This window comes from Parabacteroides goldsteinii DSM 19448 = WAL 12034, from assembly GCF_000969835.1.
GTDB classification, from domain to species: domain Bacteria; phylum Bacteroidota; class Bacteroidia; order Bacteroidales; family Tannerellaceae; genus Parabacteroides; species Parabacteroides goldsteinii.
This window is the reverse complement of sequence record NZ_KQ033912.1, coordinates 2,533,815-2,560,426: the sequence shown is the minus strand read 5'-3', so window position 1 is coordinate 2,560,426 and position 26,612 is coordinate 2,533,815. Positions and strand designations below refer to the sequence as shown.

Annotated in this window: 17 protein-coding genes and 1 pseudogene; 4 read left to right on the top strand and 14 right to left on the bottom strand. The window is 44.4% G+C overall.

Annotated features, from left to right (window positions below):
* Positions 1 to 802 precede the first annotated feature (802 nt).
* Positions 803 to 2,347 (top strand): glycine--tRNA ligase, encoded by a 1,545-nt coding sequence (locus tag HMPREF1535_RS09270; protein WP_010801046.1) that lies wholly within the window; start codon positions 803 to 805, stop codon positions 2,345 to 2,347.
* Between the two features lie 4 nt (positions 2,348 to 2,351).
* A complete protein-coding gene (gene bamJ, locus HMPREF1535_RS09265; RefSeq protein ID WP_010801047.1) occupies positions 2,352 to 2,954 on the top strand; it encodes a BamJ family beta-barrel-assembly machinery protein in 603 nt (200 codons plus the stop codon).
* Between the two features lie 439 nt (positions 2,955 to 3,393).
* Here bamJ and HMPREF1535_RS09260 read toward each other — a convergent pair whose 3' ends face one another.
* The 11 genes and pseudogenes from HMPREF1535_RS09260 to HMPREF1535_RS09215 all read right to left on the bottom strand — a co-directional run bounded on the left by HMPREF1535_RS09260 (position 3,394) and on the right by HMPREF1535_RS09215 (position 20,104).
* Positions 3,394 to 5,736 (bottom strand): alpha-galactosidase, encoded by a 2,343-nt coding sequence (locus tag HMPREF1535_RS09260; RefSeq protein ID WP_046145955.1) that lies wholly within the window; start codon positions 5,734 to 5,736, stop codon positions 3,394 to 3,396.
* Between the two features lie 154 nt (positions 5,737 to 5,890).
* Positions 5,891 to 7,468 carry a RagB/SusD family nutrient uptake outer membrane protein gene (locus HMPREF1535_RS09255; RefSeq protein WP_010801049.1) on the bottom strand — a complete coding sequence of 526 codons (1,578 nt, stop codon included), beginning with the start codon at positions 7,466 to 7,468 and terminating at the stop codon, positions 5,891 to 5,893.
* Positions 7,469 to 7,489: 21 nt separating this feature from the next.
* A complete protein-coding gene (locus HMPREF1535_RS09250; RefSeq protein ID WP_046146481.1) occupies positions 7,490 to 10,582 on the bottom strand; it encodes a SusC/RagA family TonB-linked outer membrane protein in 3,093 nt (1,030 codons plus the stop codon).
* 21 nt (positions 10,583 to 10,603) lie between these two features.
* Complete coding sequence (locus tag HMPREF1535_RS09245; RefSeq protein ID WP_010801051.1) at positions 10,604 to 12,601, bottom strand: alpha-galactosidase; 1,998 nt, start codon at positions 12,599 to 12,601, stop codon at positions 10,604 to 10,606.
* 23 nt (positions 12,602 to 12,624) lie between these two features.
* Positions 12,625 to 14,829 (bottom strand): alpha-galactosidase, encoded by a 2,205-nt coding sequence (locus HMPREF1535_RS09240; protein ID WP_046145954.1) that lies wholly within the window; start codon positions 14,827 to 14,829, stop codon positions 12,625 to 12,627.
* Positions 14,830 to 15,007: 178 nt separating this feature from the next.
* The gene (locus tag HMPREF1535_RS09235; RefSeq protein WP_046145953.1) at positions 15,008 to 16,228 is read right to left on the bottom strand and encodes a hypothetical protein; all 1,221 of its coding nucleotides are present in this window, start codon (positions 16,226 to 16,228) and stop codon (positions 15,008 to 15,010) included.
* A gap of 300 nt (positions 16,229 to 16,528) precedes the next feature.
* Positions 16,529 to 16,699 (bottom strand): annotated as a pseudogene (locus HMPREF1535_RS26210) (LytTR family DNA-binding domain-containing protein); the annotation flags it as partial.
* Positions 16,656 to 16,970 (bottom strand): hypothetical protein, encoded by a 315-nt coding sequence (locus tag HMPREF1535_RS09230; RefSeq protein WP_046145952.1) that lies wholly within the window; start codon positions 16,968 to 16,970, stop codon positions 16,656 to 16,658. The gene HMPREF1535_RS09230 and the pseudogene HMPREF1535_RS26210, both read right to left, overlap by 44 nt.
* Positions 16,971 to 16,972: 2 nt before the next feature.
* A complete protein-coding gene (locus tag HMPREF1535_RS09225) occupies positions 16,973 to 17,722 on the bottom strand; it encodes a LiaF transmembrane domain-containing protein (protein ID WP_046145951.1) in 750 nt (249 codons plus the stop codon).
* 405 nt (positions 17,723 to 18,127) lie between these two features.
* A complete protein-coding gene (locus HMPREF1535_RS09220; RefSeq protein WP_010801057.1) occupies positions 18,128 to 18,712 on the bottom strand; it encodes a DUF417 family protein in 585 nt (194 codons plus the stop codon).
* 177 nt (positions 18,713 to 18,889) lie between these two features.
* Positions 18,890 to 20,104, bottom strand: a complete 1,215-nt coding sequence (locus HMPREF1535_RS09215; RefSeq protein WP_009860311.1) for a radical SAM protein — start codon at positions 20,102 to 20,104, stop codon at positions 18,890 to 18,892.
* A gap of 240 nt (positions 20,105 to 20,344) precedes the next feature.
* On the opposite strand from HMPREF1535_RS09215, the gene HMPREF1535_RS09210 reads away from it, so the two are divergent.
* The gene (locus HMPREF1535_RS09210; protein WP_009860312.1) at positions 20,345 to 21,190 is read left to right on the top strand and encodes a helix-turn-helix domain-containing protein; all 846 of its coding nucleotides are present in this window, start codon (positions 20,345 to 20,347) and stop codon (positions 21,188 to 21,190) included.
* A 298-nt stretch (positions 21,191 to 21,488) separates the two neighbouring features.
* Here HMPREF1535_RS09210 and HMPREF1535_RS09205 read toward each other — a convergent pair whose 3' ends face one another.
* From HMPREF1535_RS09205 to HMPREF1535_RS09195, 3 genes are read right to left on the bottom strand one after another with little or no spacing between them, the layout of a single operon-like run.
* Positions 21,489 to 22,244: a succinate dehydrogenase/fumarate reductase iron-sulfur subunit gene (locus tag HMPREF1535_RS09205; protein WP_009860313.1), complete on the bottom strand. Its 756-nt coding sequence runs from the start codon at positions 22,242 to 22,244 to the stop codon at positions 21,489 to 21,491.
* A gap of 27 nt (positions 22,245 to 22,271) precedes the next feature.
* Positions 22,272 to 24,215, bottom strand: a complete 1,944-nt coding sequence (locus tag HMPREF1535_RS09200) for a fumarate reductase/succinate dehydrogenase flavoprotein subunit (protein WP_009860314.1) — start codon at positions 24,213 to 24,215, stop codon at positions 22,272 to 22,274.
* A 33-nt stretch (positions 24,216 to 24,248) separates the two neighbouring features.
* On the bottom strand, positions 24,249 to 24,974 hold the full coding sequence (locus HMPREF1535_RS09195) for a succinate dehydrogenase/fumarate reductase cytochrome b subunit (RefSeq protein ID WP_009860315.1): 726 nt from the start codon (positions 24,972 to 24,974) through the stop codon (positions 24,249 to 24,251).
* Between the two features lie 238 nt (positions 24,975 to 25,212).
* Here HMPREF1535_RS09195 and HMPREF1535_RS09190 point away from each other — a divergent pair, with 238 nt between their 5' ends.
* A complete protein-coding gene (locus HMPREF1535_RS09190) occupies positions 25,213 to 26,610 on the top strand; it encodes a phosphatase PAP2 family protein (RefSeq protein WP_046145950.1) in 1,398 nt (465 codons plus the stop codon).
* The last annotated feature ends 2 nt before the right edge of the window (positions 26,611 to 26,612 follow it).

The window sequence follows — 26,612 nt, the reverse complement described above, 5'->3', positions numbered from 1 at the left end:
TGTTTGAAAAAGGGCAGCAAAGACTTTTGGAGCTTCAAAAAGTCCTCGTTTTTTGTAAAAAATCAATCTCCCAATGGAGTTTTATAAATTTAATTTCACCTTTCACCGTCTATAACATATTATAAAACAGTTATTTGTAGTGAAGAAAGAGTAAAGGGTGATAAAATGTTGTTCGAACAAATGCGTACGGCTTTTCCCAAGAATACGTACGGTTTTTCCCCTATATTCCGGCAGATTATACCCTGTAAAGTAGCGTCCGGTCCCCTATATCCTATTGGTATGTACGTTATAAGGTAGGTGTACCGTCATGCCGGTACTACTATCCCATCCGCGGTCAGCATCGTAGTGTCAGCACTACTTACATGACTGTATGAAGGCGGGTGGTTCTTCCCCAACGGACAGGCATTGGTTGCCCAACGGATAACTATCCGTCCCTAAACGGATGCCTACTCACCGGAAGGTTTTTCTGTTACGGTTCCCCAAGCAGTAGTGAAAAGGCAGGGTTCACCACAATAAACTATAATACAGCGTGTTACATGTGTGAAGGCAGAAGTATGAAAATCATGGAGGGGGAGGATTGTTTCCGTCACGGACTTTCATGACTTTAAACTACCATTTCAATCATGTAAAACGGTGTTTTGTGTCGGCCAAAATGGTACTTATCAAAAAAGAACAGTTCCCCATCCGTTTTCTTTCGGGCGAGAACTGTTTTGGGGCGGTTGCCCTGAATAAACTGTCAGACATGCCATAACTTACAGAAAAAATCATTTACTTTGCAAGTTGATAATAATTACATATAGTTATGGCACAAGAAGATGTTTTCAAGAAATTAGTTTCACACTGCAAAGAATACGGATTTGTATTTCCTTCTTCAGAAATATATGACGGTTTGGGAGCAGTATATGATTACGGACAGTATGGCGTAGAGCTGAAAAACAATATAAAGAAATACTGGTGGGACAGCATGACGCTGCTTCATGAAAATGTGGTAGGCATCGACTCCGCTATTTTTATGCACCCGACCATCTGGAAAGCATCCGGCCATGTGGACGCATTCAACGACCCTTTGATCGACAACAAGGATTCAAAGAAACGCTATCGCGCCGACGTACTGATCGAAGACCACTTGGCAAAAATTGAAGAAAAGATAAACAAAGAGGTGGCAAAAGCCGCCAAACGTTTTGGCGAAGCATTCGACGAAGCGCAGTTCCGTACCACCAATGGCCGTGTATTGGAATACCAAGCCAAATGGAACGAGATACACGAACGTTTCTCTAAAGACATGAACGATTCCAATTTCGAAGACCTGCGCCAGTTGATTCTGGACTGCGAAATCGTTTGCCCGATTTCCGGTACACGCAATTGGACGGAAGTACGCCAGTTTAACCTGATGTTTGCAACCGACATGGGATCGACTGCCGACGGCGCAATGAAAGTGTATTTGCGTCCGGAAACGGCACAGGGTATTTTCGTTAACTTCCTCAACGTACAGAAGACCGGCCGTATGAAGATTCCTTTCGGTATCGCCCAGATCGGTAAAGCGTTCCGTAACGAGATCGTTGCCCGTCAGTTCATCTTCCGTATGCGTGAGTTCGAACAGATGGAAATGCAGTTCTTCGTTCGTCCGGGAGAAGAAATGGAATGGTTCAAGATGTGGAAGTCTACCCGCTTGAAATGGCATAAGGCTATGGGATTAGGTGACCAAAAGTATCGTTACCACGATCACGAAAAGCTCGCCCACTATGCCAATGCCGCTACCGACATCGAATATGAAATGCCGTTCGGTTTCAAGGAAGTGGAAGGTATCCATAGCCGCACAGACTTCGACCTGAGCCAGCACGAAAAGTTCTCAGGAAAGAAAATACAATATTTCGATCCGGAATTAAATAAAAGCTATACTCCGTACGTTATTGAAACATCTATCGGTGTTGACCGCGTATTCCTGAGCGTTATGGCAGGTTCATACTGCGAAGAGACACTTGAAAACGGTGAAACACGCGTTGTTTTGAAATTGCCGGCAGCCCTGGCTCCTATCAAACTCGCCGTATTGCCACTGGTGAAAAAAGACGGGCTTCCTGAAAAGGCTGAAGAGATCGTCAACATGCTGAAGTTCGACTTTCGTTGCCAGTATGATGAAAAAGATTCTATCGGTAAACGTTACCGCCGTCAGGATGCTATTGGAACTCCGTACTGTATTACAGTTGACCATGATACTTTGAAGGATAATTGTGTAACGATCCGTTTCCGTGACACCATGGAACAGGAACGTGTAAGCATCGACAAGCTGCACGATATTATCTCTGAAAAGGTAAGCCTGAAGACTTTATTAAAAAAGATAACTGAATAATTAAATGAAGAAGTACCTGCAATTCGCGTTGATGATTTTTTGTATGTCTGCCGTCTTTACTTCCTGTAAAGATGACGATGATAGTGATGATGTAGCCGTTGAAGCCTACAAGCTGGAAAACGAACAGGCTTTCGCGGCGAAGGCTAATGACCCGGATTTCTTTAAGGTAAGCATACAGGGAGCCGGAGAAGATTTCATTTATGCTAAAAGGCTCAAAGAAGCAGATAAACCTGAAATTCCAATCTATTACAACAGTCGTGTCACTGTTTATTACAAAGGATGGTTCCCTAACAGCGAGGATGGTGAATATTTCGATAAGAAAGAATTAGAAGACGGATCACCTTCCGAATGGGCTGTCAGTACAGCCTCTTCAAACTACAATAGTTATTATGGAACAGGAATTCCCAGTCCCATATCAGGATGGACTATCGCTCTGCAAAATATGAAAGTAGGCGAGAAATGGGAAGTCTGGATTCCTCAAAGACTAGGTTATGGTTCGGTTGACAAAAAAGACAGCGCCGGGAATGTTACTATCCCTGCCTACTCTACTTTAGTTTTTGAAATTGAAGTAGTAGAGCGGACAGCCGAAGTTGCCGGTACAACTTAATCCGTTCTTATATAAAAAGAAAGGGAACATCAGGTCAATTGATGTTCCCTTTTTTATTGTCTGTTAGTTTGATATAATAAGGCTCGCATAAAGCAAACCCCTATAAACAATTAAAGCCTGTCTCACGACAAGCCCTAACCAAACTTTGTTAACCTTAAATCTAATACTATTATGAAAAAACCACAGTACAAAGATAAGGCTGTAGAGGCCTTTTGTCAAGCCTTTTCAGACTAATAAACGTTAAGCAAAACACTTATTCCAGTCAAATTTTGTTACTGAACACAAAACTATATAGATTACAGCCAAATTCTACTAAAATTAACAGCCGGAGAGTAACTTTTCCCCTCTGGAGAGGGGGCAGGGGGTGTGTTATCATTCCGCCTTATAGCTAGCTTTAACACACCCCTTAATCCCCTCTCCAGAGGGGAAACAGATACCATTATTTCACGAACTTCAAACATTCTGACTCCTGCACGGAAGTGACTGCCTGGACAAGAAACATGCCTTTAGGCAAATCAGCGATATTTATATCATAGCGGGCCTGCGGATATAAAGCCGGAAGTTGCTTTACCAATGTTCCCTGCGCCGAGTAAATGAAAAGACCATTCAAGGTCTCTTCACTCTGAATGAACAAATGATCATCCTTCACCCAGCCTGTAATCTTTTTATCCGGCGCAGTAAGACCAGTTAGTCCGGTACCGGTACCTTTCTTCTCTATCTTATATAGTTTCACGCCATACTTGGGTAAGGATACAGGGATTTCTTCGTCTTGCAATGACACATCCTGCCCGGTCCACAATTCCTTAATTCCTTTTACATCGGAAGAGGCGATTCCCAGTCTCGACAATTTTATATTTTCCGAGAAGGCCAGGTCTTTATAGTTGAAAGCCGCAACATACAAATAATCTTCCGTATCCAGCATAAAGAGATTCTCGCCGCGGTTACGTCCCCAACTATTCTTTCCCGAAGCCTTTGCCCCTTCTACCGGATAAAAAGATTTACCGATACGGGCAACTTCGTTTACTTCCGCATTCGTTGCAAACTTTTCTGCTTTCTGTCGGGCTGCCAACTCCCCGACACATGTTCCCTTCTGGCTGAAGTTATCACCCAGGATATATGTTCCGGTAATCACACCGGAGGTAATACGCATACGGTTCTCATCCTCGTTATAATCGTCTCTATGAAGCACCAGGTGGTCGGCATCATTAAAGTTATACACCTTGTCGAGCCACCAACCATAAGAAAGGCCGTTCATAACATATTCCGTATCCTCTTTGGCTCCCCAGGCATCACAACTGATACGACGGGAATTGCCGTATTGAGCCGGAAATGCAGGCGCAATGGATAGAGCCATAAACAGATCGTCTCCGCACAATTCCGTCAGATATTTCATTCCGCTGTTGTAAGCCTGAACGCCAGTCGTTACATTCTTATCATAATAAGAGTCCGCTTCAAGGATCGCATTATTCAGGAAATCGAACTTGATATATTTATAACCTAAATCTTTAAAGCGGTTGATGAAATAACTCATCCGCTGGCGGGTTCCGGGATGCGTGGGGTCCAGGGCACGGGAAGCGATCTTTTTAGGCTGTCCGTTTACATATAAATAGGCTTCCCCGTATTTATAGTTACTCCCTTCCATCGTTCGGCTGCCGTTTTCCCCCCAGTCGGAGAAAGGAGCCCAGTAAATGCCGGGAACCTGTCCGTTGGCAACACATCGTTCGGCGAATGATTTCAACTGGGTATCAGTCAGGTTATCCCAATAAGAATCGAGGATGACATAGGCCGTGCCGTCATTGGTAAAATTGTTCGGTTGCAGGTTCGTACTGATATAATCAGAGACATCCAGCACACCTTCGTAGTTCAGCTTCTCAGCCATGGCGCCCCAGCTGTTCCAACCGAAGATATTTCCTTTCGACCATTTACGGGGAGGCGCGATCAAGGCATTGGCCTCGCCATAGGCTTCCAACCCTTCGCGCCAATCGTCGAACATACCGATTAAGAGCTTCGGAGATTTCAGTTTAGTGCCGGAAATGCTGCCGTGGGCTTTTGCTCCGGTAGCATCTATATCGTGGGTCACGCGATGGCTTATGCCGCCAAAACATTCGAGACGGTTTACCTTCTGGTTGCCGGAAGTGGAATAACGGACTCCGGTCTTCCAGGTATCGTGTTCTACCGAGCCGATTACCAACCCTTCGCGGGTATCGCCACAGTAGAAAGAAGTAACCTCGAACGATACGGAGTCGACCGACAAGGCCAGGGAGGAATAGCCGATCCAGGCATCGTTATCGAAGGGGACGGATAACACGCGGTTGGAGGTATTCGTATTCAGGAAAGAGTTGACTGTTTCGGTAACAACCGGAGCGATATAATTACTCGACGTACCGGCTTCTGAAAGGATAAAAGCCTCTGTCAGGAAATAACTTTTATCGGGATAGAAATAAAACAGCTGTTGCAAGGAAGGCGCTCCCTCCTGTCCAGCATAGGTAAATGTATATTTATGGCCGGCACCGAAAACGTCGTCGACAGCTTCTTCCGAGAAGGTCGGCTGCCCGTATTCCGTACTGCGCAGCAGTTGATCTTTATCTTTGGCCTGGACGAAGACACCCGCCAGGATTGTTTTTCCTTTATGGATAAAATCACAGGTTTTCGTATCGTTGTTATAAACGATCTTCCAGTCACCGGAAGTTATCGTCTGCTGGTCAGCCGCAAACGTCTCCCTCTCCATGAACAGGCTGATGAAACAAAAAAGCAGGGTAATTCTTAGTAAATTCTTTTTCATGATCCTTGTATATTAGTTTAATTCGGTTAGTAAATAAAACACCGGGCAAAGACATGCCTTCCCGGTGTTTTTCTTCTTACAATCTTTTTGCCATTACCGACTAGTGCTTAGTCGATTACAGTTTCCAAAACAGGAAACGGGGGCAGCCCTACTATTATCTGTAACCCGGGTTCTGATCGTCCTGCGTCATGTCCGGATTCTGTTCGATCTCTTCGTTAGGTATCGGATAACGGACATTATAATCCTGTATCGTACCCGAACGTTTCGCCCATTTATTGCGTTCCTTAATATACTCGACAAACTTGCCTGTACGGATCAGGTCGGCACGGCGCCAGTTCTCACCCAGAAACTCACGGATACGTTCATCCAATATCTTTGTACGGAAAACATCTTGCGACATGCCTGCATCCCATTTCTTATCAGCCGGGATACTAAAGCCCCACGCACGGTTACGCACTTCGTTTACCTTTTCGACAGCCTGCCCGGTTTGTCCCAATTCATTCAGACATTCAGCATAACTGAGAAGCACATCGGCATAACGGATAGCCGGGATATTCTTACCCGAGTTCCACATATTATTGATACCCAGTCCGGAATGCTGGTCGGTACGGAAATCTTCATATTTCTTTACATGCGGTTTCAACTCGTCATGGTCTTCACCCAGGTCTTCCCAGGCTACACATTCATAGTTGGGAACTTCGCCATAATAAGTGAAATCGTAGCGGATACTTTCTTCTTTACGAACATCTCCGTCTTCCCAAATACCGCCGTTCTCTACGGTTTCATAAGCATATTCAGTAACAACTACATGGTCGTAGCCAGCAAAATAACAACCATCGGTCCACCAGTTCTGTGCTACACGCGAACCGATCTGAAACTGAATCTGATTACGGTTCGGGTTATTGTTGAACTGAAATTCGTAGATAGACTCGGCTGTATTCGGTTTTTCGTAATTCCACAGATCGGCATAAGGAACCAGTTGGTATCCCATACCTATTACTGCTTCAAAGCATTCCTTTGCCTTATTGAAGTCACGGAGTCCTGTTTCAACCGGGGCGGACATATAGGCTTTACCCAGCATAGTGTAACCGGCACCGGAAGTAGCACGACCGGCGGTATTGGTTTTCGGAGCATACTTAGCAGCCTTTTCCAGGTCGTTGATAATGAATTGCCATACATCGGTCAGCGGCTGCCGGCCATAACCCGTTTCATCCAGCTTATCCAGGTCGATGATAGGAATTTCACCCCAGTACATAGCCAGTTCATAATCGACGAAACCACGGACGAAACAGGCTTCACCCAAAAGTCCGGCTTCTTTCGATCCCTCAACCAGTTCAGGAGTATCCAATGCACGGATAATCTTGGCAGCGGCGGTAACAATCGGGAAACGTTTGTTCCACTGATCTTTTACCTTACTATGCAATGAATTCATATTAGCATCGTAACGGTCCATTGCCGCGCCTTCACCGCCTCCTTTATTCTGAAGGGCTCCACGTTGGATTTCGTCAGTACCGGTCATCAGGAACCAGGCCCGTTCATCCTGGCGGGTGTTATCACGCCAGGTATTGTATATACCTTTCAGATTCAGTTCGATAAACTCGACATCCGAATAGATCTGCTCTTCTGTCAGTGCTTTCTTGTTCTCCTGTGTCAGGAAATCGGAACAAGATGTGGTGATCCCGGCTGTAAGCGCCAAAGCCAGTAATCCGATTAAATTATATCTCTTTTTCATAATTGTTTCCTATTTATTCCATTAAAAACTAAAGTTCAAACCTAACACATACATCTTTGTCGGAGGATAACCGTAGTCGCCTGTTTCAGGATCGAATCCCTTATATTTGGTGATACAGAACAAGTTGGATGCAGTAAAGTAAACACGCAGGTTTTCCACTTTGATCTGGCTCAACAGAGGCTTCGGGAATGAATAAGCCAATGTCAGGGTAGACAAACGCAGATAAGATGCATTCTGGATCGTGTAATCCATATCCGACGGGTTGTAACGATTGTAACCGCTGCTGGTATTGGCGATCACGCGGGGAACGGAAGCTCCTGTATTTTCCGGTGTCCAACGATTCAGCAAATCTTCGGAAGCCATGCTTGTACCTGTACTGTTAATCAATGTTTCATAATAAGAACTGATCTTCTTCGCTCCATAAGAATAGTTGAAAACAGCATTCAGGGTGATACCTTTATAGTTGAAGTCTGTTGCAAATCCGCCATAGAATTTCGGGTCTTTCTTACCCACCACTACGCGGTCAAGCTGGTCGACTACGCCGTCGGGCACACCGTCAGGACCGGAAACATCCAATGGGAACAAGTCACCCAAGCTGACATGTTTACCGTTGAAATCCAGATTTTCCCATTGGCTACGGTTCGACTCATTGGCAATACCGCCTGTTTTATAAGTATAAATGTTATTCAGCGATTCGCCCAGGAAGATGTTCTTCTCACGGTCGGAACCGTTCAGGATTTCCTTTACATCGCCATACAGTTTCGAAACCTCGTTCTTGTCAAAGGAGATGTTAGCATTTACATTCCAGGTAAAGTCTCTTGTCTGTATCGGGGTTGCGTTGATAGTCGCTTCGAAACCTTTATTCTTCACAGAACCGATATTCTCCCATGTTTCACTGTAACCGGAAGTCAACGGCAATGAATGTTTCATCAGCAAGTTATCGTTCTTGATAAAGAACCCGTCCAGAGAAACGTTCAAACGATCGTTCAGAAATGCCATATCGACACCGATATTCGTTTGTTTCTGTTTTTCCCAAGTGATGGCAGGCGTACCTCTCAAACCACTGGTCGCGTAAGAAGCCTCACCGTTGCTGACAGAAGAGAAATAAAGCGTACGATACGCATAGTTTTCGATATCCTGGTTACCAACCACACCGTAACCGACACGCATTTTCAAACGGTCAAAGATTGTCTGGTCTTCCATAAACGCTTCATTCGTCACATCCCATGCAGCAGAGAAAGAAGGAAGAATACCCCAACGGTGGCCTTCGGCAAATTTGGAAGAACCGTCATAACGGGCCGTTGCCGTCAGATAATAGCGCAGGTCATAATTGTAGTTCACTCTACCCAGCACAGAAACGAGGGTATTGCCCTTGAAATCTGAATCAAGTTCTTTTTTATCGTTAGCGGCAGCACCTTTTAGGTCGTTCCACAACAGGTCATCGCTAGCGAAACGGTCGCCCTGCGCTTTCGTATAGTTTTCGGTATTCTTAGTCGTACTTGTACCGAACAGGAAGTTCATGCGGTGTTTGTTGATCGTCTTATCGTAAGTGATCGTGTTATCCCACTGCCAGTTCAGCTGTGACCATCTTTCATGTTTTGCTCTTGCATCACCGTTATAATGGCGGATCGCTTCCTGGATGTAGCTCGGTGTATATTCGAACCATGTCTGTGAAGAAACGTCCAGCGCGAAAGTTGAACGGATATTCAGTCCTTCAATCGGATTGATATTGATGTAATTGGATGAAAGGAAACGGTTACGGGCACGTTCGCGGGCTACTTCCTGTGAGTTGAACGGGTTATAATCGTTGTTGTTTCCTTCATTGTGGACACGGTAATACAGTGTCAGATAATCCCAGGTATAGCGGGTCGACGGATCGCGGAACGGTTCCGGATTCAGCAACGGGTTTGCATTCAGCGCCTTGTCGTACACGTCGTCTGTCGGCAAATTGTTTTCCGTACGTGAGAAAGAAGAGTTCGTACCGATCTTCAACCATGGTTTGATCATCGATTCCGCATTGACACGACCGGAATATTTCTTTTCTTTCGAATCACCGATCAATCCATCGATATTGGCGTAATCGAAACTGATATAAACGTTGTTCTTTTCCGTTGCATTGGAGAAACTTACGGAATGGTTCTGCTGGAAACCGCTGCTGATCACTTCGTCGAGCCAGTTGTAGCTCTTGCCCGAACGATACGTTTCAAATTCAGCATCGGAGAAAGCCGTATTGGTTTTCATCAGCGTATTGTCGATATAATCCTGGCGGTTTGCCGTTGGATTATCATGCATGTAACCATTGGCAAAAGCATCCACACGCAGGTCGAACAACTGCTGCGCATCCAGTGTCTTCGGACGCTGGGTGATTTTAGAGAAACCTACCCATCCGTCATAGGTTACGCGTCCTTCGCCAATCTTACCTTTCTTGGTCGTGATAAGAACTACACCGTTAGCACCACGAGAACCGTAAAGAGCCGTAGCCGAGGCATCTTTCAATACTTGTACCGAAGCGACATCGTTTACATTAATCGCATTAAAACCACCATAACCATTGCCCATCACCAAACCATCGACAACGTAGATGGGGTCCGAGCCTGAGTTAATCGTATTCACACCACGGATCTTGATGCTGGAATCGTCGCCCGGACGGGTTCCCTTAGTGATCAAGACACCGGCAACACGTCCCTGAAGAGCCTCGTTGACGGTTGTTACCGGTCTTTCCTCCAACACCTTGGCGTCGACGTGGGAGATAGCACCGGTCAGGTCGCTTTTCTTCATGGAAGCACCTACAATCACAACTTCGTCGATAGATTGCGAGTCTTCCGAAAGAGTTACGTTAATAACATGCTGGTTTCCAACTTTTACTTCTTTGGTGTCATATCCGATATAGCTGATCACCAGTGTGGCACCCGGTGTTGCAGAGATGGAATATTTTCCATCCATATCCGATATAGTCCCTTGCGTTGTTCCCTTGAGAACAACGCTCGCTCCCGGGAGCGACTCCGACGTTTTAGCGTCGGTGATTGTACCTGTTATCGTTATGCCTTGTGCGAAAACGGTACCGCAGCATAACACAAGCATCATCAAAATACTAAAAAGCTTGATCTGTTTCATAATTGATAAATTTAAGAACATTTAGTTGTTTCTGATTTTATAAAGCAACGCATCCTTGGCAGGGACCGTCACAGTTAGTTTTTCCTTTACCGGTTGTTCATTTCCACTCCAGAGCTCTTTTGCCTGATAGTTTGCCGCAGGGTCAAGTCCCATACGTTCCAGTGAAATAGTGGCATTCATCTCATCTTCCGAATAATTAAAGATAGCAAAATAAGATGTACCATCTGCATCATGATGAATAAATTGATGTTCCGATTTTTCACCGTTTCCTTCTACCGGAGAGAAAGAAACCCCTTTGGCTACGGCATTCACATCCGGGTTCGTCAGGAATTTCAAGGCACGATCCTTGTCGATCTGTTTGCCGCCTTTGCTGAAATCGTCGCCAACGATATAAAGTCCGGTAATGGCACCGGAAGTGATACGGGCACGGTTTTCGCCTTCGGTAGCTTCGCGCAACACCAGGTGGTCGGCATCATTATACTGATACACCTCATCCTGCCACCATCCGTAAGAAAGGGCATTCAGCGTATACTCGGTATCCTTGATCTTGTTCCAGGCATCACAGGCGATACGGCGTGAGTTGGCATAATGGGCCGGGAATACAGGCGAGATGGATAAGTTAAGATACATATCACCGAAATACTTATTCAGCAACTGCATACCGTAATTATATCCCTGGATACCTGTACGGATTTCCGGGTTATACCATTTGTCGGCTTCCATCGCACCATGCGTCATAAAGTCCATCTTTACATACTTGAAACCACAACGGCGGAAAAGATCGGATGTTTTCTTCATCATCTCCTCGATAGCCGGATGGGTCGGGTCGATAGCATAAGCACCGTCCAGTTCCTGCGGCTGACCGTTGGCGTAGAGGTAGACATCCTGGAATTTATAGTCAGGAGCGTCTTTGATCGTCCGTTCGGGATGTTTTCCCCAATCGGTGAAAGGCGTCCAGTATACACCTGGAATCTGGCCGTTGGCAGTACAATGATTCACGAAGTCTTTCAACTCTTCTTCCGTGAAACTGTTCCAGCCTGAATCAAGGCCGATCGTCACATTCCCGTCTGTATTGACGAAATGGTTATTTTGCAGGTTTTCTTTGAAAAAGTCGGACACTTCAATTGCATTCTGATGATTCAGCCTGAACTGTAACGCGCCCCAGCTGTTCCAGCCAAAGGTAACGGCACCCGGCCATCTCTTTACAGGGGCAACCACCGCATTCGCTTTTCCATACTCTTCCAGTCCGGCACGCCAATCGTTGAAGATACCGAAAAATACCTTAGGAGACTTTACCATTTTTCCTTTCAAAGCACCGTGTGCCTTAGAGTCGCGTGTCAACGAATCGGCAACGCCGCCGAAGCAAACCAATGAACCGATATTATTACGGTCGCCTTTCCCCATATCGATACCGGTCTTCCAGTCGGAGTGTTCCACTGAACCGATGACAAAACCTTTACGGTCGTCGTTGTTGAAGACAGTCGCTACTTCATAGCTACGTAATTGATCGAAAGTGAGCGGATGAGACTGATAACGTATCCAGCAATCGTTATCGAAAGGCTGGAATAACGCGCGGTTATCACCTTCAGCCAACACGGCCGGCATGCGGTCGATAGTAACCGGGGCCATATAATTCGATTCAACGTCAGCGGCTCCTCCCTGAAGAGTAAATTCCGTCAGCAGATAATCTTTCTCCGGATAGATGTAGAAAGATTGTACAAGCGTAGGCAGGTTGCTATCCGTGTAGGTCACCTGCAACAATGAACCCTGACCGAAAGCATCGCTGATAGCGGTGACTTTCGAACTGCTCTTTTTGTAGTCACGGGTCGTGACCAACTTATTACCCAACTTGTAGGAGGCATAAACCCCATCGGAAAGAAGCTGGTTCTCCTTCTCGATACGGTGGCCTTTCTGCACCTGGTCATAGCTAACCGTCCACTTTCCCGAAGAAACGGATGATTCGCCGCAGGATACAAGCAGGGCGAGCAATAGCAGCAGATTTAAATTGATGAGTTTCATGTATTGATAATTTATAGATAGTTTCATTGTTCCGTTATCAACAGAACGGTACTTTCATAAGTATTCCCTATCGTCAGGCTGATTCCGGCTTTCATCAGATAATCACCGGGGAAAACCTGACCGTCGCCATAGAAGGTGCTGTTCCCGGCTTTGTTCAACTCTGTGATCTTATACATTTTAGCCGGGTCCAGTCCTTTCAATCTGGTCTCAAAGAATGTTGTACGTCCGTGATATTTCAGGCTATAAGCAAAAAACACCGATTCCTTTTTATCCTTAGATATATACATATGTGAAGCCCAGCCGGTTCCGTCGTAAGGAGATTTCAGGCGATAGAGGTCTCCAAGCTGTACGATCGGGCGGATACGTTTATAATTCTTTATAGCTTGCTCAGCGAAAGGTAGTTCGTCGCCGGTCAAGTCTTTGGGTTGCAGCTCCATGCCCAGGCGGCCTGTCATAGCCACATCAAAACGGAACTTCAGCAGCGCCATCATACCCGTCTGATGATTCGGAGTAGTCGAAACATGGGCGGCCGTAGCCTTTGCCGGGAAGAAAAGATTTGTGCTGTATTGGATGAATATACGGTCAAGCGAATTGGTGTTATCGCTAGCCCAGAACTCGTCATGATATTTCAATGCACCGAAGTCGAGACGGCCGCCACCCGAAGAACACAACTGAATAAGAACATCCGGGTGTTTTGCACGAATCCGTTCGTAAACACTGTACAAGCCCTTTGTATAGTCAATCCAGAAATGAGTCTGATTTTCTTTGGACAGATATTCGGAACCGAAATTGTCCACATGACGGTTTGCATCCCATTTTATATAAGAGATATCAGGAGACAAAGCGATCACTTCATCAAACGTCTTTACAACAAAGTCCTGTACCTCCGGATTACTCAAATCGAGTAACCACTGGTTACGCATCGGGATTATATCACGTTTACCGCTCTTGACGATCCATTCCGGATGCTTCTCTGCCAGTTCACTCTTGGGACTTACCATTTCAGGCTCAATCCAGATACCGAACTTCAATCCTTTACTTACCGCATGCTTCGCCAGATAATCGATTCCGCGTGGCAGTTTTTTCCTGTTCACCTGCCAATCGCCCAAACCAACCTTATCCGAATTGCGGGGATATTTATTTCCGAACCATCCGTCATCGAGTACGAACATTTCAACACCGAAAGCAGCAGCGTCATCGATCATATCCGTAATCGTTTTTTCATTAAAATCGAAATAAGCGCCTTCCCAGCTATTCAGGACGATAGGCAATTCCTGATCTCCATGGGCCAATGCATAGTTACGCGACCAGTCGTGGAGGTTTCTCGATACCTGTCCCTTACCGGTAGAACTATATGTCCAGACCATTTCCGGAGTCTGCAACGTTTTACCCGGTTCCAGATTATAAGTAGAGGCAAAATCATTCATCCCGCTCATGACATGCAACAAACCGCATTCGTCTATCTCAAAGGAAGACAGATAGTTACCCGACCAGGCCAGGGAGCCGGCATACACTTCGCCCATGTCTTCATTGGCAGGGCCATTCAGGGAAAGCAGGAAAGAAGAGTTTTCAGACTGGGTAGTACGTATCCCCTTCTTGGATTCCACCCGTTTCACACCCGGTGTCAGTTGTTCTTCTACCAGTTGCATTTCGGAAGCCCAGGCCCCGTGGAAATGGGTCAGATAATAAGAATCTGCATGAAGGGGAAGATAAGCGGAGGCAATATTCTCGACAGCCAGCTTGTTTTTCTCCTGATGGGATATGGAGACTGACTGGCAGATTACATTTTCTTTCTGATAAGCCGTGAAGTTCAGGTTAACGAAAACCGGATACAAAGGATCTTTCAATTGTATCACTGTTTCTATTCTATTATTATCTATATTCTTTACCTGATGAGCTGCATATATTAATTCGGTTGTCTGAACGCCGTCGTCATGGGTCAGTTTCAATGCCGGATTCAGGAAGAAACGTCCTCCGTAAGCCGGATAGATTACCGGAGCATAACCGATTCCGTTATCCGGTTGTTCTTTATACTTCTTATGAAGGAAAGGGGAAACGTCCTGGAATTTATCGCCAAAATAGTTATACACTACTTTCTTATCCGGAGAGATCGAAAAGACCATACTCAGATCGTTTGTAGAGACGGTAATTATCCCCGTATCTTTATCCTGTGAGGAAACGGTTACGCACCCCAGCAGCAGGGCAACAGTTAACAATAGTGCTTTCATGTCTATCAAATTTATTTTACTTATTCAAGGTTGATGGTGCAAACTAAATCAATAAACAATAGCACAAAAAGCACGAACTCGCCAATTATTTGTAATTATGCGCTTAATTCATAGAGGTTTAATAAAAATGCAACATTTACGTCATTTTTTGACGCATCTGTTACAAAGGGATGATCGATCACTGATCCTTTTCTCGAGAGGCTATCAGGTCAGCTAGCCTTCTGGTCAAATAGGTTAATATATAAGTATCCACATTATCGACCGTCAAAGGCGGGTCTGCCGTCCAGAAATTTTGTTCTCCTGTTTCATCCAATGCCCTTTTAGCTTTATATAACAGATCATATTCTTGCAACAGAGGCAGCCTGGAAGATTGATAGAGACTGGCCAGACATTGTATAATCTCCAAAACAGACCTTCGTTCTTCCTGTTCTTCCAGTATAAGGAATATCAAATAATTATTTAATGCAGTCTCTTTAGAGAAATACAAATTAAACTCCAGGAAAATCACCTCCACTCTTTTCTTCAATTCTTTTTGAGGGAGAGTCAGAGATGCTTGTTCAGCCATAATTTTCATATTATCACTCACAAATCCGGCATCAAGCATCAGGTTAGCCCAATTCAGAAACCTTTGGTCTATTTTTTGACCGAAAATAAACAGTGCCTGTATTTCCAGTGTTTCAGGAACTTTCAAAGTTATATCCTGCGCCTTGAAGAGTGTTCCGGGGCGAAGGGAAAAACGTTTCATCACATAAATCAACTGATCAATATCTTCACGCAAATCCAGTTTCTGAAACATTTTAAACGACATTCCCAAACATGCCATATCTGGCTCAATCACGAAAAGAGACTTGCCTTTCAGATAAGCAATTATATCTTCGGCATGTATCAGCTCCTTTTCTATCGGTACATAGAAAGGAACGGATATGAAAATCAAAGACACATTACGCCCTTTGGGATTCATTTGCCGCAAAACTTCCGTTCTAAACAGAAAATGGTCCTTCCTGCATTCCAACTGCAACCGTCCGGTTTGATTGATAGGACCATCCCATTCGTAACGCATCAAAACCGTCTGCATTAGTTCCCTCAACTTTTTAGGTTTTCTGTAATTGTTGATGAAAGTCAATAACAATGTCAAAGGCAAAATAAAGAGGAAAGGGATAAAAGAAACAGCCCATAATAATCCGCTATCTATATTTCCGGATAAAAGACCTGTTATTAATAAAATGATTACACAAGGTATACACAACAAAAGAACTAATGACAAAGAATAAACCAACCAACCTTTAATGGTTTTGAATTCAAGCAAATTCAATTCATCCATATTACCTTTCAAAAGAGAAAGATATTTTATAATATCAGCAAGTGATATTTTATCTTCATGCAGTCCTATATATTCCATAGCTTGCAAAGATAACACCTCAAAATCAAAGATTCATACAAAATGATGAGAATAGCCCCCCCTATAAACAATTAAAGCCTGTCTCACGACAAGCCCTAACCAACTTTGTTAACCTTAAATCTAATACTATTATGAAAAAACCACAATACAAAGATAAGCCTGAAACAAGCGTTTGTCAAGTCTTTTACAGACAATATATGTTAAGCCTTTCGGGCATTGTAGCTAAAAATTGTTTCCGAACACAAAACTTTATACAATACAGACAAAAACTGCTAATTTTAACAGTTAAAACAGCCAAATCTATAGAGAAAGACGTTCTTTAAGCAACTTGTATCCGGTCAGGCTGGCACGCAGACAGACACCTGTTTTAAGACGAACCTGGTAACTTTCCTTGCCGAACAGTTCCACACGCATGATCTGTTCGCTATTAACGATACAGGAACGGTGAATACGGATAAACCAGCGCCCCGGCCATATATCCTCCGGTAACGGATATGATAAGGACGCCAACAGCCAATGCAATCTGGGCCTGTAATGGCCGCAATATGCCTGTTACATACCAGAACAGGAAACCGGAGACACAGAATATACCGACCGAAACCAGACTATCCAACCATGCGACAAGCCATCCCGTATGTCCGTAATAATAGAGGAACAAGGCGCTTATGCTGCAACTGACCACAGCCAAAGCCACACCAGCCATTCTACACAGGACAGAATTTATAAACGGATGTGTCTGCATAATCAACTCTTAAATTCAATGCCACCGAACATAACAATTCCCCGTACAACCAGTATATGTTCTTTATCCATTTCCATAGAGGCATTAAAACGTTTATCCTCGCATGCCCCCATGATCGGACTGCCATGAAAATTGACCGCCCAATCCCCAGGAAGATAGATTTCCACACCGGCAAACTTACAATCGATATCAATATAGGTTTTAGCACTATCCAGCTTCGTTTTCCGCAAATCCAGGACCGTTCCCCCAAACACAGTCCTAATCCTGGCTCCTTTAAATACCGGATCTAAAATAATTTGTTCCACATAGCCAAATGTATTATCCGATTCCACATATCCGTCCGTATTAATAAAATCACTTTTTACTTTACCGGCAACGGCATTTCCCCGGATATCTTCTCCACCGGTATCCTCTCTCCGGCTATTATAATGATAGGAGTTCTTTTTACGCGGTTCGAAGATCAGCATTAAACCGACAACGACAAAAGCAGCCGGCCAATAGACCTGCAACCAATCGCTATCCATCCACCCCAGTCGTGGCAGTAAAAATGCCGCACCAACCAAAAAGGTAATCAAACCGCCTATATAATGTCTCCGGGAAATACTCCCTATACCTATATACATTACAAGCATCTGCCAGGATACAATGATATGAAAAAGATCATCCGTGATCATGCCTGTGTTCCTCATGATCCATACGACCCCCACTACAATAAACGGGATGGCCCAAAATAAGTTTTTCCTAAGATTCATACGATATACAGTTTAATTGTTTGAGAGCAAAAGTATGCTCCTGTCAGCCTTCCGGCAATAGAAATACGTCCTATTACAGTCAAATATCGGTGAATTGCCGAATATTACCGATAAAAAAGGGAGTTATTTTTCAGAGAATGCCATATTTAAAAGAAAAAAGGCTTGCATTTCCGAATGCAAACCCCTATAAACAATTAAAGCCTGTCTCACGACAAGCCCTAACCAACTTTGTTAACCTTAAATCTAATACTATTATGAAAAAACCACGATGTAAATATACTGCTTAATCCAAACCTGTCAAGAGGTTTTATGCTAAATGGTGTTTCATACACTATAAGAAAAGCTAACAAGGTTCAATATGTTTGTTTTTTGCTTCCAAAGTGTTAAAATAAACACTTTTTGTTCCTATTTCTTCTTTAATATACGTTGTGCACAGTCGGACAATACCACGATCGCTCCGGCTATGATTGCCGTATCTTTTATTACCAGCCGACCTGCTCCGGTCAGTAAGGGGAAACCATGTTCTCCGCTTCCCAAATCGGGCACCCATACTTCAGGTGTTGTCACCAGGAATGAAAGCGTACCCAATGTCATTATGATCGCCAGTCCGGAACCTATCAAGCCAATTTTCGGAGAAAAGATACCCAGGAAAGTCAGGATACCGATCGCCATGATCATAATGCCTAGTCCATGTGAAAAAATATAGGTATTGTTTTCTACATGCCACTGATGCTTGGCTTCATTGAATTCACCTTCTTTCAACTTATATTCTTTGTATTCCGGTGCACTCTTTGCATAGAAAAAGCTCATAAACGGACTGTTTGCCACAAAAGGAACGATCCCTTCCGCTTCATAATTATAGAATTTCAGCCCGCCGATCCATACGAATATAATCAGGATAGCTACGCGGATCAGGTTAATACCCAGTTTCTGTGAAGAAGCTGCAATGTTCAGAAATGTGTCGAATAAATCTTTTAATTTAGTAGTCATGTCTTTCTTTGTTTATCAGTTTAACTTATGATGCAAAGATCCGACATTTTTCCCCTATGGGAAATGGCAATTCTACCAGATAATTTGACAATTATTCCCTTAAACACAATAAAGCCGGTTAACAGAGGTATATTTCCCGTCAACCGGCTTTATAAATGATCCGTTATCGGAACTATTTTAATTACGAACCCCCAGCTCCACCAGTTTCTGTTCGTCCAAGGCATATTTGCGTTCGATGCTCTGCAAAAGCTCTTCACTGATATTCAGAGGACGGTTCAGCTTCTTCATCTCCCGGTATCCTTTATAGACCTGCGTGATCATCTTGCGGGGATTGAAAACAAGCGATGAAGTGATCCAACACCCATGCGTACACCAGCAGTTAGCCTTGTCACCATGACCGATAGCGGCAATCTCCTGTTTCATGGCATCGCTCTCCATAATCTTTGCGATATTGCAATCATAATCCTTTACATTACCGAGCGGTTCGCGAAGTTCGCAGGCACGGAAACGACCGTCATAGTCTATTACCAGTGTTGTTTCGCCGGCCGTACAATCCATACCCCAGGGGGTCGGATGATCGATATTGGTCGCACGTACATTATATAATGTACGTATGAAACCCAGGTAGAAGAAACGGGCGATAGGTTTTCTGAACCCACCGGTTTCCTCCGCCATACGCTCTCCATATACATTATAAATAGGAACAACCTTATCCTGCAAGGCGCGTAAAGTAGGCTCGGTAAGAACCTTCACTCCGTCGTCGCGGGTCATGCCGCGTGCAGCTTCGATAATATGATTGGAAAGATGGAAACGTCCCAGCATCCATATCATCAGATCCTCGACCTCATTCTCGTTATATTTGGTGATTACGGTGGCCAGGTTTTTCAACACCCTGCCGTCGTCAGCAAAGTTTTTTTCAATCAGCTTCAGTGTCCCCATCGCTTTGTAGAAATTGCCGGGAACGCCGCGCTGTATATCATGCGTATCACCGAAACCGTCCAAAGAAAGGCTCAGGTTGATATTCAGTTCCGGACAATTCTGGCGGATCTGTTTTACCCAGGCGACGATCCGGTCAGGCTTCAATCCGTTGGTAGGGATATTCACGTCCTTTATCTCGTTATTCTTGTAGAACATCTCTATAATTTCAGGTAACTCCTCACGCAGTGTCGGTTCACCGCCGGATACCCACAAACGGTTGAACTGCCCGGCTGTTTCGGAGATTGTCTTGATTTCTTCAAAAGTCAGGTCTTTCTCCTTTTTATCCATGTCTTCTGCATAGAAACACATTTTACATTTAGCATTACACCGTCCTGTGACAAACAGGAAAACAGATTCTAATTTTCTGTTTGTGCTCATTGTCCTGAAAGAGCTCTTTGTTCTTTTCGTACTCATTGTTATTATCGATTAGATTTCTCTATTAGTATTAGCTCCCATATCTTATTTAGCAGATAGACAAATATATACCATCCCAACAAATCTATCAGCAAGACTTGAAAACATTCGCAAATTTCAACTATTATACAGCACAAAACAATCTCCATTTGTGGGATTCGATGTTCTATATTTAAGATTATCGACTAACTTGTCTCAAAAAAACTATCTTTGTACATTCAATTAAGTGTATATAAAAGTATGGAAGACAATATTCCTAAATTCGACCTCCCCGTAGATTTTATTGTAGGAAACAGTATTACAGGTGAAATACTGAACCAATACGGACGTTTCCCGTGCAAGATCAAGGCAGGCATATTCGTGCTTTGCGTACAAGGGACAGTCCATGCGACTGTAAACTTAACTGAGTTTACCATCCGGAAAAACGACTTTATCACCTTGCCCCCGGGTTGCTTCATTCAGATACATGAGGTTTCCGATGATGTAAAACTGTGTTTTGCAGGCTTTTCTTCCGTATTCGTCAGCCATATCAATTATATAAAGACGATTACGAACTATCTGCCTGTCATATTCGACAGTCCGATCATGCCTTTGCCGGAGCATATATCCTTACTCTACCAACAGGCTTTCGACTTGCTGATCAATGCTTATTCCATGCCTAAAACCATCGAAAACAAGGAGATTATCAAGGCTATCTTTACTATCTTCATGCAAGGGGTTATTGAATTATACAGGAATCATACGCCATATAGCAATGCTCCCATGACGCGTAATATGGAAATATGCCGGGAGTTCGTACAGCTGGCGATGGAAAACTACACGAAAGAGCATAGCGTGTCTTATTACGCCAAAAGGCTCAACATCACCTTGCAGCATTTCTGTTATGTGATAAAAAAGGTCAGCGGACGGACTGCATTGGATATCCTGAGCAATATCATCATTATGGATGCCAAAGCGCAGCTTAAATCGACCGATATGCCGGTCAAGAAAATTGCATTCGCCCTGGGCTTCGACAACCTTTCGTTCTTCAACAAATATTTCCGGCAACATGTAGGAATGACTCCGCAGGAATACAGGGAGAGCTAAAAAAAGGGATATGCCGGACGCAAACCCCTATAAACAATTAAAGCCTGTCTCACGACAAGCCCTAACCAACTTTGTTAACCTTAAATCTAATACTATTATGAAAAAACCATAGTACAAAGATACAGGTATTCTCCAACTTGTCAATAGTTAAAATGCTAATTAGTGTTGTATAGCATATAAGAAACACTAACAACATTCAAGATATTTATCTATGACTTCAGAAATGTTAAAATAGGGGCAAAAAAGAAGAGGCGCCGCCATAAGCAACGCCTCTCCGGACATACATATATAATGTATATTAGTCTTGCAATTTAGCACAAATGAACTCGCGGTTCAAACGAGCGATGTTGCTGACAGAGATGTTCTTCGGACATTCCATTTCGCAAGCACGCGTGTTGGTACAGTTACCGAAGCCCAGTTCGTCCATCTTGGCAACCATTGCTTTCGCACGACGAGCAGCTTCTACCTTACCCTGAGGCAACAGAGCCAACTGGCTAACCTTTGCAGAAACGAACAACATAGCCGAACCGTTCTTACAAGCAGCAGCACAAGCACCGCAACCGATACATGCAGCAGCATCCATAGCCATTTCAGCATCTGCACGAGGAATAGCGATTGAATTGGCATCAGGTACACCACCTGTGTTCACTGATACGAAACCACCTGCCTGGATAATTTTATCGTAAGCATAACGGTCTACCATCAAGTCGCGGATTACCGGGAAACCGGCAGAACGCCACGGTTCGATTGTAATAGTTTCGCCATCATTGAAGCGACGCATATAAAGCTGGCAAGTAGTTGCGCCGGTTGCAGGTCCGTGCGGATGTCCGTTTACATACAAAGAACACATACCGCAGATACCTTCACGACAGTCGTGATCGAATACGATCGGCTCTTTACCTTCACTGACCAAACGTTCATTCAAAATGTCTAACATTTCCAGGAAAGAAACACTCTGATTGATTTTGTCTATTTGGTAAGTCTCAAATTGTCCTTTATCTTTCGGACTTTTCTGACGCCAAACTTTAAGTGTTACTTTTATATCTTTATCCATGATTCTAATTTTTGTGATTGATGATTATTACTTCTTGTAGTTACGTGTTTGAGGAACAACGAACTGATAGTTCAAATCTTCCTTCAGCATAACCGGATCTTTGTCTTCACCCTGGTATTCCCAACAAGATACGTACATGAACTTATCGTCATGACGCAGGGCTTCGCCTTCCTCGGTCTGGTGCTCTGTACGGAAGTGTCCTCCACAAGATTCGGCACGGTCCAATGCATCGTGTGCCATCAATGTACCAATCTCAATAAAGTCAGCCAAACGCAATGCCTTATCCAACTCTACGTTCAGGTTATCGGCTTCACCCGGAATATATACATTACTCCAGAACTCTTTCTTCAGCTCTTTCAACATCTGGATCGCTTCCTGCAAACCTTTTGCATCACGTGCCATACCTACATGTTCCCACATGATATGACCCAGTTTCTTATGGATAGAATCTACCGACTCTTTACCCTTGATACTCATCAATTTCTTGATGCGGTCTTTGATCCCCTTTTCAGCTTCTGCAAACTCAGGCAGGTCGGTACTGAAACGCGGAACCTGGATCTGGTCTGACAGATAGTTCTGGATTGTATAAGGCAATACAAAGTAGCCATCGGCCAATCCCTGCATCAACGCAGAAGCACCCAGACGGTTAGCTCCGTGGTCAGAGAAGTTAGCTTCACCGATAGCGAACAGACCCGGAATAGAAGTCATCAATTCATAGTCAACCCACAGACCACCCATCGAGTAGTGCAATGCAGGATAAATCATCATCGGAGTTTCGTATGGATCGTCGTTGGTAATTTCTTCGTACATGTCGAACAAGTTACCATATTTAGCTTTTACAACATCTTTACCCAGACGGTTGATGGCGTCGGAGAAGTCGAGGAACACGGCCAGACCTGTGTTGTTCACACCGAAGCCGGCGTCGCAACGTTCTTTAGCGGCACGTGAAGCCACGTCACGCGGAACCAGGTTACCGAATGCCGGATAACGGCGTTCCAGATAGTAGTCGCGGTCTGCTTCAGGAATGTCTTTCCCTTTCTTAGTTCCGGCCTGTAATGCTTTTGCATCTTCCAGTTTCTTCGGAACCCAGATACGACCGTCGTTACGCAATGATTCAGACATCAAAGTCAGCTTAGACTGGTAGTCACCTTTCACCGGTACACAAGTCGGGTGGATCTGCACCATACAAGGGTTAGCGAAGTAAGCACCTTTCTTGTAGCACTGCCATGCAGCAGAACCGTTGGAAGCCATTGCGTTAGTAGACAGGAAGAAAGTATTTACATAACCACCTGTTGCCACCACTACTGCGTGAGCAGAGAAACGTTCGATCTGACCTGTGATCAGGTTACGTGCGATGATACCGCGGGCACGGCCATCCACCTTCACAACGTCCAGCATTTCGTGGCGGGTATACATCTTTACTTTGTTCAAACCGATCATACGGCTCAAAGCAGAGTAAGCACCCAGCAACAACTGCTGTCCGGTCTGACCGCGGGCATAGAACGTACGGGATACCTGAGCACCACCGAATGAACGGTTATCCAGCAGACCACCGTATTCGCGAGCGAAAGGAACACCCTGTGCTACGCACTGGTCGATAATAGAGTTGGAAACTTCAGCCAGACGATAAACGTTTGCTTCGCGGGCACGATAGTCACCACCTTTGATTGTATCGTAGAACAGACGGTAAACAGAGTCACCATCATTCTGATAATTCTTTGCAGCATTGATACCACCCTGTGCGGCGATTGAGTGTGCGCGACGGGGAGAATCCTGGATACAGAAGTTCAATACGTTGAATCCCATTTCTGCCAGAGAGGCAGCAGCAGAAGCACCGGCCAGACCAGTACCAACTACAATCACGTCCAGACGACGTTTGTTCGCGGGGTTCACCAGTTTCTGATGATCTTTATAATTTTTCCACTTCTCAGCCAACGGGCCCTGAGGGATTTTAGAATCTATTTGAGTCATAATGATTTATTTTCAATATTGTTACACCTTAAATTAATGTCCTGCACAAACAGCTACATAGTCACCACCTACACCATTCAGGTAGAAAACGATAGTAATGATAGCAAACACTACGCAAATAACGGTTGCTACAATCTTGGAAATGCAGATCCAACGGTTCATCCAGATCGTGTTACTCCAACCGATAGTCTGAATAGCGCTCCAGAACCCGTGAGTCAGGTGGAACCACAAAGCTACGTACCATACCAGATACAGCACTGTATTCAGGATATTACCCTGGAAATAGTAGTTGATAAACGCTGCACCGTCCTGAGGAGATACGGTTGTTGTTCCGTCGCAAAGTGTTACCATGTGATTGCCTAGGAGTTCGGCGAACATCATCTTATACCAGAACTGGCTGAAGTGCAACACCATGAACAGGATAATGATAATACCCAGTACCAGCATGTTCTGAGATGCCCATTCCACACCTTTCGGACGAGCGTTAATTGCATAACGGTCGTTACCGCGAGCCTTACGGTTTTGCAGTGTAAGGAGAACAGCATACACAAAGTGAATCACAACGCCTGCTGCCAGCACCAATGTTGCTGCCACGGCATACCAATTTGCTCCCAACAATGAACAAATCATGTTATAGGCTTCTCCCGAGAAAGCAGCCGCCACATTCATTGACAAGTGGAACAATAAGAACAAAACAAGAAAAAGGCCTGATACACTCATTATCAGCTTCTTCCCGATAGAAGAATTAAGTAACCACATAAGATAATAATTTAAGTTATTTAATTGTTTTTAGAAATTCATATCAATATACTCAATTATCAGGCAAAGGTATGCTAAATACACGTATCACGCAAACGATTAAAGAAATATTTCGTCAATCAAACCTATACATTTCAGGAGGGACAAACGGTAAATCCTATTCAATAAATAAATTAACAAAAATGTAACCAGTACTAACCGGCATTTTTATATCTTCGTGGCATAATCAGGGGATCGTATGTTACAACGTAAAATGCTGAGCTTCTTATTTATGATGATTTTTATACCGTCTGTTCGTGCTCAGTGGAAAGATAGTACGAGATCCATAAATAAAGAACATGAATTTGAAACCACTTACAACAAAATATCAGAGAATAAGGTATACCAGATGCTGCGTGTCCCTGTTCCTCTTTTCGCCATTTCAGCCATAACATATGGGCAGGGTGATAAATTCCGGACATTGCGCAATACGCATACGCCCAACTTCCACTACAGATACGATGATTTTCTGCAATATACTCCGTTGCTTGCTGTTTACGGGATGAAGCTCGGCGGTGTGGAAAGTCGCAGTTCATGGCCCCGGATGATCGTATCGAACGCTTTTTCGGCAACAATCATGGCCGCTACCGTCAACAGCATGAAATATACGATCAAACGGGAACGCCCCGATGGCTCAAAGAACAACTCATTCCCTTCGGGACACACGGCAACCGCTTTCATGGCTGCCACCATCATGCACCGGGAATATGGTCTGACCCGCAGCCCGTTATATAGTATCGGGGGATATACAGTCGCCACTGCCACCGCTTTCAGCCGGCAACTGAACAACCGCCACTGGCTGAGCGACGTACTGGCCGGGGCCGGTATCGGCATTTTATCCACAGAGTTAGGGTATTTTCTGGCAGACCTGATCTTCAAGGACAAAGGATTGAATCTCCCTGACAAGCTCAGGGAGTCTGCCCCCAAAGGAGGACGCCCTTCTTTCCTGGAGTTCGCCGTAGGATACAGTATCATCAACGGAAGTATCGAGGTAGGTAAAAATATACGCCTGAGCTCGCCGGGAGCAACCAATGTCAGCGTAAAAGGCGGTTACTTCTTCAACCCCTATTTCGGTATCGGCGGCGAAATAACAGCGCTGGCAAGCCCGATGGCATTCGACATGTCGCTTTATACAGGTACAACCCCTTCGACCAGATATGACATCACCCGCGTCCATGCCGATCCGACCGGCGTTTTCACTTTTACGGCAAGGCCTTATTTTTCGTTACCTGTAGCCAGTAAATTGCTTTTAGGAACAAAGTTCCAGGCCGGATATTCCTATCTGGTGAAAAATGAAGTGGAAATGGACTTACAGGAAAAGCACCCCCCATATGGAACCATAAATAATATTGCTTTTATGAAAGGCAACAGTAGCAGCAACTATGTTTTACGCACAGGCATTTCAGCGACCGGGATTGTCAGCCGCAACCTGGGTATCCGTATGTTCGTAGATTACGATTATACGTTCCTGAAAGCACCTTACGAAATCTTAACCAGCCTCAGAGACAGCCAACCAGTCTACGGTGAGAGCCATTTAAGCAAGCACAAAATACACTATTTTACAATAGGGGCAACCGTAACGGCGCTGTTCTGGTAATT

Coding starts and splice junctions, on each gene's coding strand:
- HMPREF1535_RS09190 (WP_046145950.1), top strand. CDS start 25,213: ATGTTACAACGTAAAATGCTGAGCTTCTTATTTATGATGATTTTTATA.
- HMPREF1535_RS09210 (WP_009860312.1), top strand. CDS start 20,345: ATGGAAGACAATATTCCTAAATTCGACCTCCCCGTAGATTTTATTGTA.
- HMPREF1535_RS09215 (WP_009860311.1), bottom strand. CDS start 20,104: ATGAGTACGAAAAGAACAAAGAGCTCTTTCAGGACAATGAGCACAAAC.
- HMPREF1535_RS09245 (WP_010801051.1), bottom strand. CDS start 12,601: ATGAAACTCATCAATTTAAATCTGCTGCTATTGCTCGCCCTGCTTGTA.
- HMPREF1535_RS09255 (WP_010801049.1), bottom strand. CDS start 7,468: ATGAAAAAGAGATATAATTTAATCGGATTACTGGCTTTGGCGCTTACA.
- HMPREF1535_RS09205 (WP_009860313.1), bottom strand. CDS start 22,244: ATGGATAAAGATATAAAAGTAACACTTAAAGTTTGGCGTCAGAAAAGT.
- bamJ (WP_010801047.1), top strand. CDS start 2,352: ATGAAGAAGTACCTGCAATTCGCGTTGATGATTTTTTGTATGTCTGCC.
- HMPREF1535_RS09230 (WP_046145952.1), bottom strand. CDS start 16,970: ATGCAGACACATCCGTTTATAAATTCTGTCCTGTGTAGAATGGCTGGT.
- HMPREF1535_RS09240 (WP_046145954.1), bottom strand. CDS start 14,829: ATGAAAGCACTATTGTTAACTGTTGCCCTGCTGCTGGGGTGCGTAACC.
- HMPREF1535_RS09195 (WP_009860315.1), bottom strand. CDS start 24,974: ATGTGGTTACTTAATTCTTCTATCGGGAAGAAGCTGATAATGAGTGTA.
- HMPREF1535_RS09250 (WP_046146481.1), bottom strand. CDS start 10,582: ATGAAACAGATCAAGCTTTTTAGTATTTTGATGATGCTTGTGTTATGC.
- HMPREF1535_RS09220 (WP_010801057.1), bottom strand. CDS start 18,712: ATGACTACTAAATTAAAAGATTTATTCGACACATTTCTGAACATTGCA.
- HMPREF1535_RS09225 (WP_046145951.1), bottom strand. CDS start 17,722: ATGAATCTTAGGAAAAACTTATTTTGGGCCATCCCGTTTATTGTAGTG.
- HMPREF1535_RS09200 (WP_009860314.1), bottom strand. CDS start 24,215: ATGACTCAAATAGATTCTAAAATCCCTCAGGGCCCGTTGGCTGAGAAG.
- HMPREF1535_RS09260 (WP_046145955.1), bottom strand. CDS start 5,736: ATGAAAAAGAATTTACTAAGAATTACCCTGCTTTTTTGTTTCATCAGC.
- HMPREF1535_RS09270 (WP_010801046.1), top strand. CDS start 803: ATGGCACAAGAAGATGTTTTCAAGAAATTAGTTTCACACTGCAAAGAA.
- HMPREF1535_RS09235 (WP_046145953.1), bottom strand. CDS start 16,228: ATGGAATATATAGGACTGCATGAAGATAAAATATCACTTGCTGATATT.